Genomic DNA, 18,212 nt, shown 5'->3' with positions numbered 1-18,212 from the left:
GCGCGGCGACGGCGGCGCGGCGGGGACGGGCGGGCCACCCCGGCCCGGCGCGCATCGCCGGTGCCCGGAGCGTCCGCGGTCGCTGTGTCGTTGACCGTCATCTACTTCGCCTTGTCCAGCGCGGCCTGCGCCTCGGACTGGCCCTGGGCGAGCAGGGCGTTGAGGGACGTGTCGTCGACCTTGCCGGCGGCGAGGTTCGGCACCGACTGGACGACCACGTTGACCAGCGCGAGCTGCACCTTGCTCCACCCGCCGTGGAACGGGGTGCCGTGCGCCTTCGACGCGGAGTCCACGATGGCCGCGAGCGCCGGGTCGGCGACCAGCCGGTTCGCCAGCTCCGCGTTCGTCGGCAACTCGCCGAAGGTCCGGTAGTAGGTTTCCTGCGACTCGGCGGTGGTCAGCATGTTCACCAGGCGCAGCGCCAGGTCCTGGTTCTTGCTGTACCTGGCGATCACCAGGTTGTCACCGGAGAGGATGCTGGTGGCGCCGACGCCGCCCGACGGCAGGCTGGTGGCGCCCGGCGGGACGGTCGGCATGACGGCGTAGCCGTACTTGCCGGCGACCGCGGACTTGTCCAGCGTGACCTTCGAGGTCGCCGAGACCATCGGCAGGAAGGCGGCCTTGCCGGCGCCGAACGCGGCGATGGCCTGGGCGTTCTTCCAGCCGGTCGCCGCCGGGTCGACGACCTTGTCGGTGGCGAGCCAGCCGAGGTACGTCTGGTAGGCCTTGACCGTGACCGGATCGGTCAGCCGCGCCTTGCCGTCGGAGACCAGCGGGTTGCCGGCCTGGATGCTCATCGCCCAGATGAACTTCCACGGGTCGAAGCCGTCGCCGTAGGCCACGGCCAGGCCGTACCTGCCGGCCCCGGTCAGCTGTCTGGCCTGCTGCCGCAGGCCGTCCCAGGTGCTGGCCGGCTTGTCGATGCCCGCCGCGGCCAGCAGTTCCTTGTTGTACGCCATGACGAACGGGCGGCTGGTGAAGGGGATGCCGACCTCGTGCGTGGCGTCCGGGCCGGAGATGCCGAGGGTGGCCGGCAGGAACCGGTCCCGGCCGCCGATCTTCGTCCACTGGTCGGCGGTGAGGTCGACGAAGGCGCCGGTGGAGTATGCCGTCGGGGTGAAGGTGGTGCCGAGGGCATAGATGTCCGGCCCCTGCCCGGAGAGCATCGATGTCTGGATCTTGGTGAGTTCGTCGGTGGGGTTGGCGAAGGTCTCGAACGTGACCTTCGCCCCGGCCTGCTGCTGGAACTTCGCCGAGACGTCGGCGAACCACTGCTTCTGCTCCGTGGGATAGATCGAGTTCGCCCCGATGAGCACGTTGAGCGTCCTGCCGTCCTCGGCGGAGCTACCGGGGTCGCAGGCGGTGACGGGTATGGCGACCGTGGCGGCCAGGGCCGCCGCGAGAAGTCCACGGCTGGCGTTCATCTCTGCTCCTTGGGTGGTGGCTGTCCGGAGAGGAATGGCGTGGAAAACACATAGCCAGACGCCCGGGAATTCCCCCGGTTCGATGAAACGTGCAAGGGAACGTAACAACCATGGAAACCGGGTGGCAACCGATTGCCATTAATTGCCATCGATGCTCTGCTGATGTGCATGAACCCCGAAGGCGCGTCCTCTCCCCGTGCGGCGCTACGCCGGGAGGGCCGCGTGACCATCAACGACATCGCTGCCCTCACCGGCGTTGCCGCCTCCACCGTGTCCCGGGCGCTGAGCCGGCCCGACCGGGTCAACCGGATCACCCGGGAACGCATCCAGGCCGCCGCCCGCGAGCTGAACTACGTACCCAACACCCAGGCGCGGGCGCTGTCGTCGGGGCGTACCGAAACGGTCGCCCTGCTCGTCTCAGACGCCACGAATCCGTTCTACTTCGGACTGATCCGCGGCGCGCAGCAACAACTGCGCGCCGCCGGCCACGCCCTGCTGCTGATCGACACCGAGGACTCGGCCGAGCTGGAGAACCATCTGCTGCACAAGGTGCGCCGGTCGGTCGACGGGGTGATCCTCGCCGCCTCCCGCCTTCCCGAGCAGACCCTCTCCGTGATCGCCGCCGAACTGCCGGTCGTCACCGTCAACCGCAACGTCCCCCGGGTGCGCAGCGTCGTCATCGACAGCCCGGACGGGGTGATGCAGGCCGTCGAGCACCTGGTCTCGCTGGGCCACCGGTCGATCGCGTACGTCGCCGGACCGCCGTCCTCCTGGGCCAACGAGGCCCGGTGGCGGGCGATGCGGACCGCGATGGCCCGACACGGCCTCACCGCGGCCCGCGTCGGACCGTTCGGCGTGTCCCGCAGCTCCGGATCGGTCGCCGCGGACGCGCTGCTGAACACCGGCGCCACCGCTGGCGTCACCTTCAACGACCTGCTGGCGATCGGCATCCTGCGGCGGCTGGCCGAACGCGGCGTCGACGTCCCCGGCGAGATCAGCGTGGTGGGCTGCGACGACATCTTCGGCGCCGACTTCTGCAGCCCCCCGCTGACCACCCTCACCGCGCCGATCGAACAGGCCGGCCGGGTGGCGGTGTCGATGCTGCTGGACCACCTTGAGCACCTGGGGGAAACGGCGTCCCGGCAGACCGTGCTGCTGCCCACGCACCTGACCATCCGGCAGTCCAGCGGGCCGGCCCCGCGCCGGTGACCACTCGCCGGGCCGCCTCTCCCGGACGACCGGCCCCCGTTCACGCCCCTCTCGAGAAAGGCACCTGCGTGAAGATCGTCGCGGCGGCGGCAGTTGGCGATCAGGGGCTACACGCACGGTCCACGGGGCTCCCGTGGTACAGCCCGGAAGGGTCGGCGACACCGTTCAGATCGAGATCAATAGCACCCCTCCAGCCGACGGTCGCGCTGCTTGAGCAGCTGAGCCTGGCGTTAGTTCGACGGCCAGAGCCGCCTCCCGCGAGGTAGTCGCCCGAGCCTGAGGCAACTGTGACCCATTGGCATGATTGGCGCCGGCAGGCTTCAGTTCAACAGCTGGCACCAGCCAGTCGGGAGGCTGGAGCTTGACCTCTTCGGTAACCACTGGGAGGTCACACCGCACCGCTCGGTTTCCATCACCGCAGGTTGTCGGTGGGGCGGTGTATCGCCGCACGGCGAGTGTTCACCCTTCAAAGGTTACTAAAATTTGATCAACAGCCCGTATTAGAAGGCATGGGTCCACGTCGCGGTGGTACGTGTCCCGTTGCCCCTCGCGCATCACGGCACGGGCGCCGAACGTCGACAGAGGCCACCATGCCCAGTCCGGGTGTCCACCACGAGGCTTAACGCCAGCCTCTGGAGACGACGCCCGGCGGCCGGACACGTGTGACCTGCCTTGACAGGATCAGCTCCACCTGACATGGTCAACCATATCGTTGATAAAGCAGCAGGTTGATAAAGATGCCGATTGACAAGAGGGACGACGGACAGCTCGACCGGGCGTTCACCGCTTTGGGCGATCCGGTGCGGCGGGCCATGGTCGCGCGGCTGTCGCGCGGCGAGGCGACGGTCAACGAGCTTGCCGAGCCGTTCCCGATCACCAAACAGGCCGTGTCGCGGCACATCCAGGTGCTCGAGGCGGCCGGGTTGATCACCAGGAGCCGGGACGGCCAGCGGCGGCCGTGTCGCCTCGACCCGGCGGCGCTCGAGGCGCTGACGAGCTGGATCGACACCTACCGACTGGCTACCGAGGCGCAGTACCGGCGCCTCGACGACGTCCTCGACACGTTGAAGGAGCAGCAGAGGTGAACTCGACGACGATTACCGCCCAGCCCGGCACCCCCTACGTCGACGTCGTGCGCGAGTTCGACGCGCCGCCGGAGCTGGTGTTCCGCGCACACACCGACCCGGAGCTGGTGGCGCGCTGGCTCGGCCCACGGGGCATGCAGATGGAGGTGGTCGAGCACGACGCGCGGGCTGGCGGCGGCTACCGCTACGTGCATCGCGGCAGAGAGGGCGAATTCCGGTTCCGCGGCGTGTTCCACACGGTCGTGCCGGACAAGCTGATCGTGCAGACCTTCGAGTACGAGGGCACGCCGGAACACGTCAGCCTGGAGACGGCGCGGTTCGAGGACATCGACGGTCGGACCCGGCTGACCAGACGCAGCGTGTTCGGCTCGGTCGAGGAACGCGATGCGATGGTCGCGTCCGGCATGGAGAACGGCGTGCGCGACTCGATGGAACGACTGGCCGAGCTGCTGCGACCGGGACGGGTGATCGTGGACATCACGATGTCGCTCGACGGGTACGTGACCGCGCCCGGCGTGGACCTCGAGCACGGCCTCGGCGTCGGCGGCGAGGCACTGCATGCCTGGGTGTTCAGCCAGACACCACGGGAGCAGGAGATCCTGGCCACGACGTTCAAGCGGACCGGCGCGGTGGTCATGGGCCGGCGGTTGTTCGACATCGTCGATGGCCCGCACGGCTGGTCGGACGAGATGGGGTACGGCGCACGCCAGGACCAGTCGGCGCCACCGCCGGTGTTCGTGCTGACCCACGAGGCGCCCGAGAAGGTCCGGCTCGCCGACCGCTTCCGCTTCGTGACCGACGGCCCGGCCGGCGCCATCCGGCAGGCGAAGGCCGCCGCGGACGACAAGGACGTGGTCATCATGGGTGGCGGGACCACGTGTTACGAGTTCCTCCAAGCTGGACTCGTCGACGTGCTGACCATCCATGTGGCGCCCCTCATCCTCGGCGGCGGTACTCCGCTGTTCCGGGGCGACGCCAAGGTGCGGCTCGAACTGCTCGAATCCGAGATGACGGCGTACGCGCAGCACCTCACCTACCGCGTACTAGCCGACAACTGACGCCGACACCGGCATCCACCGAACCCCTTGTAGCCCGACGGCGGACGCCATCCCGACTTCGATCCGGGATGCAACGAAACCAACACGAGCAAGGAGAGGCAGCATTCATGCGAGACGTCATTCTGTACATGTCGATGTCGCTGGACGGGTTCGTCGGCAGCGACCGTGAGCACCCGGGGGTCGCGGTCCCCGGAGGCGATGAACTGAAGCAGTGGAAGCTCGACCGCATCAGTCGGGCCGGTGCTCACCTGATGGGTCGCACCACGTACCAGGAGATGTCGTCGTACTGGCCGCGGTCCGACGACCCGTACGCGGCGCCGATGAACGACATCCCCAAGGTGGTGTTCTCGAAGACGCTTAGCGACGCCGAGGCCAGCTGGCCCGAAACCCGGGTCGCGCGGGGCGAGCTCACCACCGAGATCGCCGCCATCAAGGCCGAGCCCGGCCCGGACGTGATCGTCTGGGGTGGTGGCCGGTTGGCCGGCGCGCTCGCCGCGGCCGACCTGATCGACGAGTACCGCCTACTGGTCCAGCCGCTGGCCCTGGGCCGCGGACAGGCGCTGTTCGGCCAACTACCGCAATCGCGGCGCCTGGACCTCGTCGAGACGACGCCGTTCCCCAGCGGCGTCGTCGTCCACATCTACCGACCCCAGCACTCCTGAGAAGGGACACCCCATGGGCATAGTGCAGGCGCAGGCGAACATGTCTCTGGACGGGTACGTCGCCAAGCAGGACAACACCATCGGCCGGTTGTTCGACTGGCTGCAGAACGGCGAGGTCGCGATGCCGACTTCGGCTGGGGACTTCACCCTCCACCTCACCCCACAGAGTTCGGAGCACATGCGGCGGTGGGTGTCCTCGCTGGGCGCGCTCGTCTGTGGCCGGACGCTGTTCGACGTGGCGGAGGGCTGGCAGGGCCGGCACACCCTGGACGTCCCTGTTGTCGTGGTGACGCACCGAATCCCGCAGGACTGGGTTGACGCGCACCCCGACGCGCCGTTCTCGTTCGTGACCGACGGGGTGGAGGCCGCGATCGCACGGGCCCAGGAACTCGCCGGCGACGCGGTCGTCGCCGTCACTGGGGGAACCATCGCCCGGCAGTGCCTGGAGCTGGGACTGCTGGACGAGGTGGCCATCGACTTGGTGCCGGTGGTGATGGGCGCGGGAAACCGGCCCTTCTTCGGCGAACTCTCCTCCGACGATGTCCTGCTCGGCAACCCGACGGTCTGCGTCCAAGGCGACCGGGTCACCCATCTCGTGTTCCCGGTGCTGCGGTGACCCTTCTTACCGGGTTCTCCTAAATCATCGTCGTGGCCGCGTGCCTGCTGCGCCGCTCCGACGGACCGCCGGGCAATACAAGATGATCCGAACGACGTCGTACCGCGGCGGCCGAGACCGGTCGAGGATCGCGCCGGGTCGAGCGGCCACGCCCGCACGACGCGGAGCACCCACCCGAGTCGCAAACAGCCAGGCAACCCGCCCCGTCAGACATCGGCCGTGGCTGCACTGAACGAAACCGGCTGCTTTGACAGAACGGGATTGAGCCGGAAGAAACCGGCGACCTTCTGCCGGTAGATCTCCCGGCTGGCCGGGTCCCAGGGGATGCACCAGCGTCCGCTGGGACCACGCCGGGCGGGTACCTGGCCGTGTCGCAGCCAGTCGTAGACGCCGTCGGCGGGGATGCCGCGTTCGGTGGCGACCTGCTTGACGCTGACTTCGCCGTCTTGGACGGCGACGGTGCACGGCCCGAAGATTATGTAGGCGTCGCGGACGCGGGCGACGCCGCCGGCGGTGAACGGCATGCCTTCGCCGGTGGTCAGCCCTTCGGCGTTGAGCATGTCGGCGAGTTCGGCACTGGTGTGGGTCGCGCCGTGGCGGCGGACCACCTCCAGCGCCGCGTCGGAGGTGCGGCCGGGGCCGGGGCGAGCGACGGCCAGCTCGTCGGTGGCGCCGGTGTGCCAGCGCACCCCGATCCGCATGGTCTGAGCGTCCGGCTCGGGCAGCAGGGTGACGTCAGCGATCAGGCTGCGCAGCAGCCGTTTGCGGTCGCGGGGGCTGGTGGTCTCGGCGTGCCACAGCCGCGGCAGGTCCTGCGCGAGGGCCTGCAGAGAGGTGGTGGCCGGCACGGCCGGTTTGGCGGCCTGCGCGGCCTCAACTGTCCGCGTCGGCTCAGGTGCAGCGCATCACCGCCACGAACGCCGGCACCAACAGCCCCGTGCCGATGCGCGGCCCACCGCCGTCGCTGTCGCGCCCACCAGGACCGCGCGGGCGACGTCGAGCAGGTGGGCGGCACGGTGTTCAGTGGGTAGACACCGCCAGCCGGGGCGCGCGGTGGCCTTCTCGTGCCAGGCGATCGCATCACAGGTGTCGCCGACTTCGACGGCTACGGCGGCGCAGGCCAGACCGACGGCGGTGGGACCGAAGCCGGTGCGGTGATGGTCGCACCCGTCACCGACCCGCTCCGCCATGCCGGCAGCTTCATCGATCAGCTCCCCGGCGGCGGACTCGTTGCCGTCCTGCGCCGCCGCCAGCGCGGCCTGAACAAGCAGGGTCCCACACAGGGACAGCTCCGAAGGCGTCCCGCCGTCGATCGCGGCAGGGGCGATACGGTCCGCGGCGGCAAGCAGAACCGACTTCGCCTCCCGCGCCCGGCCGAGCGCGCGCAACACCTGACCGAGCTGTACGGCTGCGGCGGCCACCAGATCCCGGTCGCCGGTGGCGGCGAGCATCGCCCGATCGACGGCCAGCCACGCCAGCTCAGCGTCGCCGAGCTTGACCAGCAGAGCGGCGGTGACCCGGTACGCCTCGACCAGCGGCACCCGGCCCGAGCCCCGATCGCAGGCATAGGTGCGCTGTGCGTTCGTGAGCAGGTCCGGTGCCAGGTCGACCACCTGCGGATAGCGGGCGTACTGGAACGTCGTCCACGCGTACCCCACATCCCGCAGCATTCGGTCCACCGGCAATATCGGGCTGCCTGCCCGCTTGCCCAACGGGATCTCGTAGCGGGACGGCGCTGCTCTGAGTCGCTCGACGCCGTCGCCGCGACCCGTTGCCTGGACCGGCGCGGCATCCCGGCCGACAAGAGCAGCGGTGTCGATGCGGAGTACGCGAGCGATCTCCTGAAGTGTTGACAGCTTGTCCAGCCGCCGAACTCCGCGCTCGACCTTGTCGACCCAGCTCTTCGACTTGCCGAGCCGGTCGGCGAACACCTGCTGCGACAGCTTCCGCCGACCCCGCCAGTACGCCACCCGCCGACCAACCGGCAACAACTCAACGCTACCCACGACGCCACCGCCGATCCGGAACGGCCCGGGTCGTCTCCTCTACCGGGATGCGATCCGCCTCCGCCTCGGCGAGAAGCCGCCGCCTCGCCGCCTCCCGCTCGGCCGCCTGGATCTGCTCGCCCCGGCTCACCGCCGATTCGTCGCCCTTACGCGGCATTCCCACACCTCCGCCAGTAGAAGCGGCGGCACGTCGACCGTCGCGGGTCCACAGTGACGTCGGAATGTCATCTGCTGCGACGGCACAAGGGCCGACAATCAGGTCACTTAGCCGGCGACATTAAGGCGACATGGCGCTATGGTGGCAGTCATGGTCGCCCCCAACACCGCCCTGCGGGCCGTCCGCACCGGAATGCGCATGAGCCAGGACGACTTCGCTCGCGCCCTGCAGGCCGCCGGCCACCGCGTCGGCGAGCCCAACGACGCCAACAAGAGACTCGTCCAGCGATGGGAGTCCGGCGCAATCGCCGCGCCCCGCCCGGTCTACGCCCGCGCCCTGGAGGTCGTCACCGGTCTACCCATCTCACTGCTCGGCTTCGACGCGGTGCCAGGCGGGCATGTTGCCGACGACGAACACGGCGGCCACGATCTGACCTCGCCCGTGTCCAGCCTGGCCACACCGACGCCGACGTCCAAGCCCACCACGGCCCACCAGTCCTACGAAGGCGTGTGGCTCAGCCGCTACCAGTACTACTCCAGCGGGCGGGGAGACTCCTTCGCTGGACAACACTTTGTGGTGCTGCTCCAGCACGGCGATCGGCTCACCGCGCGCAGCCTTCCTGGCTCGGCGTCATCGTCTCTCTCGCTGGACCTGACCGTGGACGTGCCGTCGTCACCGGCACCTGGGTGGAGCAGACCGACCCCACCGGCTACTACCGGGGCGCCCGATACCACGGGGCGATTCAACTCATCGCCGAGCCGACAGGTCGACGGATGGCCGGAAAGTGGATCGGCTTCGGCAAGGACATGGACGTGAACACCGGCCCGTGGGAACTCGTCTTCCGCGACGCCTCGACGTCTAAGGCGACACTTGATCGCTACAACACGTCGGCGACGTAGGTCGCTGCCGGTCCGGGAGCCCTTGACCCCTGCTGCCCGCTGACCTCGACGTCCACCCCAGAGTCGCCATGCAGGTGTTGAGGCACGCCCGCTTCTCCGTGACGATGGAGATCTACACGCAGGTATCGAACAAGGCGACCAGAGGCGCCCTCAACGCCTTGGCGATTCACTCGGCCACTGACGCCGTTGCTGTACCTAGCTGCTGTACGACAGCAGAACGGCCACCTCCCGAACCCGGGAAGCGGCCTCTGACTTGCGAGAACTGAGAGTGGGCGATGCTGGTATCGAACCAGCGACCTCTTCGGTGTGAACCAGGACGCCGCACCGACTCTGACCTGCGGCAACGTGGAGCCGCAGGCAGGGGTGGGTGCAGTTGAGCGCCGTTTGATGCCGTTGGAGCCTGTTCCAGGCTGTTCAGAGCACCCCGCTGCTCCCAATCTGCTCCCCAACCCGAGCTCGCACCGGGCCGCCGGCCGATCTTGAGCTGCCGGCCCGGTGCGGTTGGCACCAGCGCTGGCTCCCGCAGCCGCATCGGTCGATCGGGAAGCACACCCACGATCGCAGCGCCTTGCCAGCGGCAATCCGGACGCCAGAATGCGGCGGCCGCAATATCAAGCCACGCAAAACTCGTTGCCCTCGGGGTCCTGCATGACGACGTGCCCGAGGACGTCGCCGTACCACTCCTCGCGGACCACCGTCGCGCCAGCGGCGACCAGCTGGGGCACTTTCTGCTGGATCAGTCGGGCGCGCTCGGCCATGTCCCAGGGGCCTGGTCCGGCTACGCGGATGTCGACATGCATTCGGTTCTTGGCGGACTTGCTTCCGGTGAAACGCGGGGCAACCGCTGCCCAAGACGCAGGGCAGACGGTGCCCCTTACGGCCGACCAGAGGATTTGTGTCGCAGCGGGTTTGCGTTTGCGTTCGCGCGCGCTCAAAGCCATAGCGTTGCCGCCATGACGACACAGACCTGGATCATCACCGGCGCGTCCCGTGGTTTCGGGCGAGCACTGGCGGAGTCGGCGCTCGCCGCGGGCGACCATGTGGTGGCGGCGGTACGCCGGCCGGACAGCGTGGCCGACCTGGCGGCCAAATACCCCGACAACTTTTTGATCGCGAACTTCGACGCCCGAGACATCGCGGCGGCGGCGTCGCTCGTGCGGGCCACCCTCGACCGCTTCGGTCAGCTCGACGTCCTCGTCAACAACGCGGGCCGGGCCGTGGTTGGAGCGGTCGAGGAGGTCAGCGACGCGCAGCTGCGCGAGCTGATGGATCTGCACCTGTTCGGCCCGGCCGCGCTCGTGCGGGCGGCGCTGCCCGCGATGCGTACCCGGGGCGCCGGGATGATCGTGCAGATGAGCAGCCAGGGCGGGCGGATGTCGTTCCCCGGCGTATCGGCCTACTCCGCGTCGAAGTTCGCCCTCGAAGGCTGGTCCGAGGCCCTGGCCGGGGAGGTCGCACCGTTCGGGATCCGCGTGATGATCGTCGAACCGAGCCGGTTCCGGACCGACTTCAACGCCGCCGACGTGCTCGAATTCACTGAGGCGTCCGAAACCTACCGTGACCTGCTCGCCGCCGTCCGCGCGGACATGGCCGGGACCGACGGCCGCCAGGAAGGTGACCCAACGCGGGCGGCCGAGATCATCGTGTCCCTCGCACACAGCGAGGAGGTGCCGCTGCGCCTGCCGCTCGGGCGCGAAGCGGTCGAGCGTATCTCGGGCGTGTACCGGCGTGGTCTGGACGAGGTCGAGCGGTGGGCCGAGACTGCCCGCAGCGCCGATTTCGACGGCGTCCCGGCGTCGGTCCGGCCGGGCTAGGGTGATGTCATGGCCACCGACGATCTGATGACCAGGGCCCTGGAAACGGTTGGGGATGACGGCCCGCTGTCGGTCGAGGTGATCCACCGCCTCACCGACCTGGCCGACGTGCCCGAGCCGATGACGATCGCCGAGGTCGCCGACCTGCTCGACATGACGCCTCACACGCTGCGCTACTACGAGCGGGCCGGGCTGGTCGAGGTGGCCCGCGACCGCTACGGTCATCGCGTCTACGACTCCGAAACGGTGCGGCGCCTGGTGTTCCTCACCAGGATGCGGCTGTCCGGGATGCCGATGCGCGACCTACAGCACTACATTTCGCTCGTGGACGCCGGGCAGGACACGGTGCCCGAGCGGCTCGACATGCTGCTTGAACATCGCGACATCATCCGTCGCCGGATTCGTGAGCTGACCCTCTCCCTGGCGGCGACCGAGTACAAGATCGCCACGTATGGCGGCTCGACCGGACCAGACGATGCGGCCCTCGACACCGCCACCGAACTGTAGGGCCCGGCCCGCGCGAAACCGTCTCCGCCGTGAGGACCCAGCCCACGAAAATCACCTGGGCCGCGCCCAGCACGGCGAGCACCAGCCGATGCCCGTTCTTCCCTGCGGGTGCCGGCCGTGCTCCATCAGGTCTGCGACGGCGATCACCGCTCGATCGTCCTTACTCGGAATGGGATTTGGAATCACCGACGATCGGATCCCGGGGTTGGCACGACGCCCCCAGGACCGGCGCGCAGCGCGACCAGCGCCCCGGATCCGGACGGTCACCACGGCCAACGCGGCGACGGGGGAGATCCCCAGCCACATCAGCAGTGTGGGAACGCCGTAGGCGAGCGTGGTCCATCCTGTTGGCCGGGTGTACAGCGCCGTCGCCAGCGGCCCACCGGTGCCATGCCAAGGTCACTCGGTCGGAGGCATAACGCACGGTTGGACACCACTTGGGTTACGCCAGATGAGAATGGCCGCTGCTGTTGCCGGGTGGGAGCTTTGGTCAGTCTGGCTGGTGGGGGCCGTGCAGGTCCGCGGATGCTCAGCGTGGACACGCCGGAGTGGGAAGACACGTTTGCTCCCCAGGGGTGGTTTTCCGGGGCCGGGCCGCAACGCAGCGCTGTGCCGTATGCGTTCCTGATCGGTCCGGACGGCACGTTCGGTATAGCCGGTGCCGACGATGGGCAGTGGATCCCGTTGCATCGCAGCATCGACGGCTGGGTTGAGGCCCTGGCCTTGGCGTATGCGGCGATGGACGTCGCGGACACGGTTACCAGGCTGACCGGTTCGGCCGTCGGCCAGCTCGACCTGACCGCCATGCAACCGGTCGCAGAGGTTGGTGGCATCACGAACGGCAGGTGGTACCAGCCGGGCCTGCTCGCTGCTGTGTACTCGGACGAGTCGGAGCTGTTCGCGCGGTCGGCCTACCGCACCGCCTACCTGTACGCCGGCAACATTGATGAGCAGTGGTTGTAACGCCACTACCACATCGGCACATGGGCGGGCATCGGGTGAGCACCATCAGCGGCAGGTGCAGATGCAGATGCAGGTTCACTTCAGCCTGGCGCTGGCGTCGGTGCGGAATGTCGGTTGAGTACCCGAATCCCGATCGGTGACGATCAGATGATGTCCGTTCCCGCCCGTCAGATCCGCGCCCACTACTACGCATACCCTCGCCTCGGTAAAATCTGCTGCCCAGGCCGCCTCCGCTCGAAGCCGATATCAGCGGTATCCGCTCTTCGGCAAGTGCGGACGCCGTTGTACTGCCGCCGCAGGGTGCCAACGCCGACGCCTTCGGGCTCACCGACGAGGTCTACGGCCTGAAAGGCCAGCTCAGGACGTTGCCCATGGGACCGGTGTCTCGAACGACGGAACTACGGCGGACTCCAGCAAGCTCACCCGCAACACTCCACATCGATCTACAGCACGCCCCAGATGGCCTTACACGAACCGCGACGTCGACCGGTGCCAGCTTCCGATAGCAGCAACGCCTGACCACTTCGACCTCTACTGGGAGGTCACACCGCACCGCTCCACCGCATCGCCACAGGCCAAAGCCCTCGTCTCTGTCCGGCCTCGGTGAGCACTTCGGGCGCGAAGACCTCTTCGCCAATCTGCGCCCAATCTGCTCCCAGTTGCAAGACCGGGCCTACCAACGACTCCTTACCGCCTTGACCTGCGCACACTGCCCAGCCAGGCGACATAGAACCTTGTCGACCGCTGCGCAGAACCACGGAGCACTCCGCGGGAAACAGGACGCCGCACCCACTCTGACGTGGGTAGACGTGGAACCGCAGGCAGGGGTGGGTGCAGTTGAGTAACGTTCGACGCAGTTGGGCGCAGTTCAAGGCTGTTCAGGGCGCCCCGTTGCTCCCAACCTGCTCCCGCAAACCGGGCTCGCGGTAGCCGGCGACGTATGCGGGGCCGGTGGGCGGCGCCCCGACGGCTTGATCGCCGTCGGGGCCGGCATCGGCGGTCGGGCTGGTGTCGCGCGCGAACGCGGACGGATCTATGCCGGCTCGCGTACGCCGCCGGCGTTGCCACCGTCGTCTGGCGTCGGTTCGGCCGGGGCTTCGGGCAGTTCGTCCGGCGCGCCAGGCAGAAGGACGCCCGCGTCGTCGGGCACCGGTTCACGCGGGTCGATGGGCGGATACTGTTCGGGGTCGAGATCCGGTCCAGTCATCAGGCGAGTATCCGTCGTCTCCCGGACTGCCGCTCGTCGGGCCCGCGAGAGGGGCGGCCTTCCCTCGCCTTCAGCGACTGGCGGCACTGATTCGTCGGCTGCCTGTCACCTCGGGCGGCCTCATCGGCGTCGGCCGAAGCCCACTCCCCCGATGGCCACGGTGGCGCGGGCCGGGCTGTGCGGCTACCGGGGTGTTGATCGGATCATCACCAGTTGTTGAATGAATCCTGAGAAATTTTAACCAGGCTTGGCAGCATGGCTATCACTTACCGACGCCTCCTCGCTGCCACCCTCGTGGCCGGGCTGACACTGCTCGCCGCCTGGACACCGGCACGCGGCGCGCAGCCCGCTCCTCCGGCGCCCACTGCCACCGCACCCAACATCATCTTCGTGCTCGTTGATGACCTCGCCTGGAACCTCGTGCGATACCTGCCGCAGGTGCAGCGACTACAGAATGAAGGGGTCACCTTCACCAACTACACGGCGACCGACTCGCTGTGCCGCCCGTCACGCTCGTCGATCCTCACCGGCCAGTTCCCACACGACACGACACCGGCGTGTTCACCAATGGTGGAGCCGACGGCGGATTCGCGGCTTCCGCGACAGCCTGGGCGGACGGTGCCGAACCGCCATCGTCTGGGGGCGCACCGTTGGACGAGCGCCTGAGCTATCTCTTCCGCGGCGCCGGCGTCACAGTGCTGAAGGGTTACGGGCTTGACCGAGACGCCACCGGCGTTGACCGTGAACCCGCTCGACCGGCGGCGCATCGGCGCCGTCGGCCCGCCCCCTGCCCGAGGGGCGGGTCCGGGTGGCCGAGCCCGGACACCGCGCACCCCGCACCGACCGTCACGGCACGTGACGAGCCGATTGGGTCGCTCACCGGCGCGGCGGCCGCACCAGTTCGGGGGCGGCATCAGCGTCCTGATCTCCGGCGGCTCCACTCCGAGTCGCGCGCACGGCCCACACACACCAGTGGCGGCAATGCCAATATCCGCGAGGATAGTGACACGCCTGTCACGCGATCAAAGCCTGCGGCCACTTCCCCAACAAGCAGGCCGCGTTGAAGTGTCTGCACCTGGCGATCCGGCCCCAGGACCCCACCGGGGCAGGCAGAACCCGATAGATGATGCGCTGGAAACCGCCTTCGCCATCACCTTCAGCGACCGCCCCCAGCCGCTAGAACCTACGCACCAAGATCGCCTCAACCCGACCCCGTCACCCGACCACTCTTGACACACGACCTAGCATCCGGGTGACTGCGCCCCGATGCTTTCGCTGAACAAGTCGAGAATTGCCCGCCACGCCCGCGCGGAGTGGGCGGCGTGGTAGCCCACGCCGGGCACGGTTGGGCTGAGGTGGTCAGCGCCGCCGGTAGGTGTCCCGTCAGGTTGAGTCGGAGCGGCCCAGAAGGCATGTTTGGCTCCGCCATAAATGTGTGCTCGCCAATCGACGCCAGCGTCCTGGAGCGCGCTGCTGAACGTTAGGATTTGGGCGGGAGTACAGAGCGGATCTTCGGAACCGGTACAGAGCAGGAAGGCCCCACCGGCATGCGTCCAGTCCTCGGCGCGCGGGGTTGGCAGGCCGGGGTGGATTACGGCGAGCGCTTTGAAGGGTACTCGCGTCCTGGCGAGTTCCAGCACGATTCGACCGCCGGCCCCGTAACCCAGCGTGGCAAGTTGATTGTGATCGGCGCCGGGTTCAGCGAGTAGCACGTCGAGCGCGGCCTGACCGATGGTCAACATGCGGGCGGGGTTGGCCATCAGCGGCAGGGCCCGATCCAGCATCGCTTGCGGCTCGCCGAAAAAGGTCCGGCCGCCGTGGTAGTCCATTGCGAAGGTCAGATAGCCGTGTTCGGCGAGGTCGTCGGCTCGGCCGCGTTGATAGTCATCGAGGCCGACGCCGTCATGTCCAAGAAGCACGGCCGGCCATGGCCCACCGCCCCCTGGCCGCGACATGTGACCGACCATCGTCAACCCGTCGATGTCATACGTGATTTCCCGCCTTGCGATCATGAGATCGACACTAGCCGGACCGTGTTGCTTTGTTGGACTGCGTCTGCTTCCAGCGAACCTGAATGCGGAGTTGTGAAGTGCGGCCTGACCAGAATCTGCGCGTGAAGGACGAGGCTGCACGGTCGCACCAGCAGCGCGGGGTAGCCAATTCCTTCGATGTGGATGCCGCGCAGTGCGGCCACACCCCTTGCAACGACCGGGTGGACGCCAATTATATCTACGTACGCTGTTCCGCCACCGTTCTCGGCTACTCCACCGACGACTACGACTCAGAGAACAACGGCGCCCTCGTCGACGTGACCTCTGGTTTCCGACCGTCCCGGCCACCGGCGTTCTGGTCCAATCCCGCACGGTCACGACCGACTGCATTCGCCACGGTGAGAAGAACGGTGTCCACTACGACACCACCAGCACCGCCCAATTCGTCATCTCCGAGTGATGCCTGGCGGGGGCGGTCCGGACCGGCCGCCCCCGCCACCTTCGGCATCTTCCACCATGCCCGCCTTGCCCACACACGGCCACGGCGACCATTCCGTCGGGCCCGCCGCCGTTCTCAAGGTGGGGAAGCTGGTCGCGATCGAGGTCGGCCACAGCGAGACCGACGGCACGACGGTGCTGCATGTGCCGTCGCTCGATCTGGTCGTTGCCGGGGACGCGGTCTACAACGGCGTCCACCTCTACCTCGCCGAGTCCGGCAACGAACGGAGCCACTCACGTTGGCACACACCAACGCGTCACCCGGGTTCAGACTGCTGACGGCATCACAGAAACATCCCCTCCGGGGGACACGTGGAGGCTGCCCAGCTGGCCGGCCGTTCTCGCGCGTTGACGCCAGCGTCGGTCATGAGTCACGGTGAGCACAGCACCCGGATAGTGGCGCAGAGCATCCTCCAGTTGCTCGACGAGTTCCGGGTTCAAGTGATTCGTAGGCTCGTCGAGCAACAGAATGTCACTTGGCGCCGTTACCGCGACGGCGACTTCGAACCGTCTGCGTTGCCCGATCGACAGCTCGGAGAGAATCCGGGTGAGGTCGTCAGGGTGGAACAGGCCGAGCCTGAGCAGTAGTTCCGCGGCGTCGTCGCGGTACGCGTCGGTGGCGTTGGCAAAGGCATTTAGGAGAGTCTTTCGAGAGAAGGTCGCGAGATCCTGACGCAACCACGCCACCCGGAGATTGGGGAACTGCCGCATTGTGCCTTGCTGTGGGGTAAGTTCGCCTGCGAGCAGGCGGAGTAGCGCCGTCTTGCCCGCGCCGTTCGGTCCCGAGATGAGCCATCGCTCACTCGCGCGGACCTGCAGCGAATCGAGTGCGAGTCGCGGTCCTCCTCCGTTGACGCCCAAACGCACGGCGTCTGCCGAGAGAAGCAGCGCGCTGGGGCAGGAGTCGTCGCCGGCCTCCCGTAGCCGATCGCCGGTGAACGGTGACAGGAAGCGGAGCGGGTCCGCTGGCCGCGGTGCCGGGTTCGCGCGAAGGCGCGCAACGCGTCCCTTCGCCATCCCGATTCGTCGGGTCACACCGTGGTCACGGCTGCGTGCGCGGAACGCGGCGTGCCCGAAGATGGCCCGCTCCTGCTTCTGTGGGATCGCATCGAGGCGGAACGCGTTGGAGGCGATGAGTGCCTCGTTCCGCGCCAAGTCTCGCCGCCACGCCTCGTGCTCCTCCAGCAGCCGCCGCCGCTCGGCCGCACGGGCGGCGAGGTAGCCCGCGTACCCGTCGCCGTAACGCCGCAGGGCGCCGTCCTCGACTCGGATGATGGCCGTGGCGAACTTGTCCAGGAAGACGCGATCGTGTGTCACCGCCACGAGGGCACCTCGATGCCTCGAGAGGCACTCCTCCAGCCAGGAGACGCCTGCGTCATCAAGATCGTTCGTCGGCTCGTCGAGCAGCAGCAGCTCCGCCTCCGACGACAGCGCTGCCGCGAGAGCGAGCCGCGCACGTTCGCCGCCGGACAGAGAACTCACAGGCCGAGCACGGTCGAGCCCGCCGAGTCCGAGTTGGTCGAGCGCCGCGTCCACCCTCTGGTCAAGCTGGTACCCGTCCCTCGCCTCGAAGCGATCCATCAGCATGCCCAGCCGGTCGAGGAGAGCAGGCTGCTCATCGACCTTCGCATGCGCCACTTTTTCGGCGGTCTCCTGTATCTCGGACTCGATCCGGTGTACGTCAGCAAGCAGGTGGTTGAGCGCTGCGGCGACCGTCGCGTTGGGCGCAAAGTCGGGCCGCTGTTCGGCCAGGGCGAAACCACCGGGCAACTCGACCAGTCGTTCGCCAGCGGCCAGGGTGACGGTTCCCGCGATGGCGCCAAGAAGTGTCGACTTGCCGGCGCCGTTGTCGCCGATTACCGCAATCCGCTCCGAAGCGCCGACGACGAACTCCACACCGCGGAGTACTGTGCGTTCGGCGAAACGGACGACCCCGCCACGGATCGCGCAGATGCGGTGCGGACGGTATGCGGCGGCACTCGTTGGTGGCCGGGCCGGGGATGGGGAACTGGAACTATGAGTCATCACAGGGCTCCTTGCGCGACGCGCGGGCGGCAACGCCAGCGGTCGCGGCACATGCGCTCCCTGAGGATGCGCATCGATGTACGGGGCCTCG

Annotated in this window: 18 protein-coding genes and 3 pseudogenes; 13 read left to right on the top strand and 8 right to left on the bottom strand. The window is 68.2% G+C overall.

The genetic code is table 11. The annotated features are described in order from the left end of the window. Nucleotides 1-101 precede the first annotated feature (101 nt). Nucleotides 102-1,424 carry an ABC transporter substrate-binding protein gene (locus tag JM949_RS12860; protein WP_203148696.1) on the bottom strand — a complete coding sequence of 441 codons (1,323 nt, stop codon included), beginning with the start codon at nucleotides 1,422-1,424 and terminating at the stop codon, nucleotides 102-104. Nucleotides 1,425-1,646: 222 nt separating this feature from the next. On the opposite strand from JM949_RS12860, the gene JM949_RS12855 reads away from it, so the two are divergent. The 5 genes from JM949_RS12855 (at nucleotide 1,647) to JM949_RS12830 (ending at nucleotide 6,054) form a co-directional block, all read left to right on the top strand. Next, the gene (locus tag JM949_RS12855; protein WP_203148695.1) at nucleotides 1,647-2,633 is read left to right on the top strand and encodes a LacI family DNA-binding transcriptional regulator; all 987 of its coding nucleotides are present in this window, start codon (nucleotides 1,647-1,649) and stop codon (nucleotides 2,631-2,633) included. Between the two features lie 737 nt (nucleotides 2,634-3,370). After that, nucleotides 3,371-3,718, top strand: coding sequence for an ArsR/SmtB family transcription factor (locus tag JM949_RS12850; protein ID WP_203148694.1), 348 nt, complete (start codon nucleotides 3,371-3,373; stop codon nucleotides 3,716-3,718). Beyond that, on the top strand, nucleotides 3,715-4,776 hold the full coding sequence (locus JM949_RS36935) for an SRPBCC domain-containing protein (protein ID WP_309232139.1): 1,062 nt from the start codon (nucleotides 3,715-3,717) through the stop codon (nucleotides 4,774-4,776). Before JM949_RS12850 ends, JM949_RS36935 begins: the two co-directional genes overlap by 4 nt. A 107-nt stretch (nucleotides 4,777-4,883) precedes the next feature. After that, nucleotides 4,884-5,438, top strand: coding sequence for a dihydrofolate reductase family protein (locus JM949_RS12835; RefSeq protein WP_203148693.1), 555 nt, complete (start codon nucleotides 4,884-4,886; stop codon nucleotides 5,436-5,438). Nucleotides 5,439-5,451: 13 nt separating this feature from the next. Beyond that, nucleotides 5,452-6,054 carry a dihydrofolate reductase family protein gene (locus JM949_RS12830; protein ID WP_203148692.1) on the top strand — a complete coding sequence of 201 codons (603 nt, stop codon included), beginning with the start codon at nucleotides 5,452-5,454 and terminating at the stop codon, nucleotides 6,052-6,054. 206 nt (nucleotides 6,055-6,260) lie between these two features. Here the strand turns inward: JM949_RS12830 and JM949_RS12825 are convergent, their stop codons facing one another. From JM949_RS12825 to JM949_RS12815, 3 genes are read right to left on the bottom strand one after another with little or no spacing between them, the layout of a single operon-like run. Beyond that, on the bottom strand, nucleotides 6,261-6,902 hold the full coding sequence (locus tag JM949_RS12825) for a hypothetical protein (RefSeq protein WP_203148691.1): 642 nt from the start codon (nucleotides 6,900-6,902) through the stop codon (nucleotides 6,261-6,263). Between the two features lie 57 nt (nucleotides 6,903-6,959). Next, nucleotides 6,960-8,060, bottom strand: a complete 1,101-nt coding sequence (locus JM949_RS12820; protein WP_203148689.1) for a helix-turn-helix domain-containing protein — start codon at nucleotides 8,058-8,060, stop codon at nucleotides 6,960-6,962. Further along, nucleotides 8,053-8,217, bottom strand: coding sequence for a hypothetical protein (locus tag JM949_RS12815; protein WP_203148687.1), 165 nt, complete (start codon nucleotides 8,215-8,217; stop codon nucleotides 8,053-8,055). The genes JM949_RS12820 and JM949_RS12815 overlap by 8 nt, the downstream gene beginning before the upstream one ends. A 138-nt stretch (nucleotides 8,218-8,355) precedes the next feature. Here JM949_RS12815 and JM949_RS12810 point away from each other — a divergent pair. Further along, nucleotides 8,356-9,116 (top strand): annotated as a pseudogene (locus JM949_RS12810) (helix-turn-helix domain-containing protein). A gap of 32 nt (nucleotides 9,117-9,148) precedes the next feature. After that, a pseudogene (locus tag JM949_RS12805) lies at nucleotides 9,149-9,277 on the top strand (site-specific integrase); the annotation flags it as partial. Between the two features lie 450 nt (nucleotides 9,278-9,727). Here the strand turns inward: JM949_RS12805 and JM949_RS36930 are convergent. Beyond that, nucleotides 9,728-9,916, bottom strand: a complete 189-nt coding sequence (locus tag JM949_RS36930) for a VOC family protein (protein ID WP_238433060.1) — start codon at nucleotides 9,914-9,916, stop codon at nucleotides 9,728-9,730. Between JM949_RS36930 and JM949_RS12795 the strand changes: the two genes are divergently transcribed. The 3 genes from JM949_RS12795 to JM949_RS36925 all read left to right on the top strand — a co-directional run bounded on the left by JM949_RS12795 (nucleotide 9,911) and on the right by JM949_RS36925 (nucleotide 12,400). Then, nucleotides 9,911-10,930: an SDR family NAD(P)-dependent oxidoreductase gene (locus JM949_RS12795; protein WP_309232138.1), complete on the top strand. Its 1,020-nt coding sequence runs from the start codon at nucleotides 9,911-9,913 to the stop codon at nucleotides 10,928-10,930. The two genes, JM949_RS36930 and JM949_RS12795, sit on opposite strands and share 6 nt — an antisense overlap. Nucleotides 10,931-10,939: 9 nt before the next feature. Further along, a complete protein-coding gene (locus JM949_RS12790) occupies nucleotides 10,940-11,437 on the top strand; it encodes a MerR family transcriptional regulator (protein WP_203148683.1) in 498 nt (165 codons plus the stop codon). Nucleotides 11,438-11,962: 525 nt separating this feature from the next. Next, on the top strand, nucleotides 11,963-12,400 hold the full coding sequence (locus tag JM949_RS36925; protein WP_238433059.1) for a hypothetical protein: 438 nt from the start codon (nucleotides 11,963-11,965) through the stop codon (nucleotides 12,398-12,400). Between the two features lie 1,033 nt (nucleotides 12,401-13,433). On the opposite strand, the gene JM949_RS12780 is transcribed toward JM949_RS36925, so the two are convergent. Further along, nucleotides 13,434-13,607 carry a hypothetical protein gene (locus tag JM949_RS12780; RefSeq protein WP_203148682.1) on the bottom strand — a complete coding sequence of 58 codons (174 nt, stop codon included), beginning with the start codon at nucleotides 13,605-13,607 and terminating at the stop codon, nucleotides 13,434-13,436. A 255-nt stretch (nucleotides 13,608-13,862) separates the two neighbouring features. Between JM949_RS12780 and JM949_RS39700 the strand changes: the two genes are divergently transcribed. Continuing rightward, on the top strand, nucleotides 13,863-14,273 hold the full coding sequence (locus JM949_RS39700) for a sulfatase-like hydrolase/transferase (RefSeq protein ID WP_407664751.1): 411 nt from the start codon (nucleotides 13,863-13,865) through the stop codon (nucleotides 14,271-14,273). A 352-nt stretch (nucleotides 14,274-14,625) separates the two neighbouring features. Next, nucleotides 14,626-14,840 (top strand): annotated as a pseudogene (locus JM949_RS39695) (hypothetical protein); the annotation flags it as partial. Between the two features lie 8 nt (nucleotides 14,841-14,848). Here the strand turns inward: JM949_RS39695 and JM949_RS12770 are convergent. Next, nucleotides 14,849-15,619, bottom strand: coding sequence for a dienelactone hydrolase family protein (locus tag JM949_RS12770; protein ID WP_203148680.1), 771 nt, complete (start codon nucleotides 15,617-15,619; stop codon nucleotides 14,849-14,851). A gap of 558 nt (nucleotides 15,620-16,177) precedes the next feature. Here JM949_RS12770 and JM949_RS12765 point away from each other — a divergent pair. Next, on the top strand, nucleotides 16,178-16,375 hold the full coding sequence (locus tag JM949_RS12765) for an MBL fold metallo-hydrolase (RefSeq protein WP_203148678.1): 198 nt from the start codon (nucleotides 16,178-16,180) through the stop codon (nucleotides 16,373-16,375). Here JM949_RS12765 and JM949_RS12760 read toward each other — a convergent pair. Next, entirely contained in the window at nucleotides 16,364-18,049 is a 1,686-nt protein-coding gene (locus tag JM949_RS12760) for an ABC-F family ATP-binding cassette domain-containing protein (protein WP_407664754.1), read from the bottom strand. The genes JM949_RS12765 and JM949_RS12760 overlap by 12 nt on opposite strands. Between the last annotated feature and the right edge of the window lie 163 nt (nucleotides 18,050-18,212).

Origin of the sequence: Micromonospora tarensis (genome assembly GCF_016803395.1) — a bacterium.
Classification (GTDB): domain Bacteria; phylum Actinomycetota; class Actinomycetes; order Mycobacteriales; family Micromonosporaceae; genus Micromonospora; species Micromonospora tarensis.
This window is presented reverse-complemented; position numbering and strand designations above follow the sequence as displayed.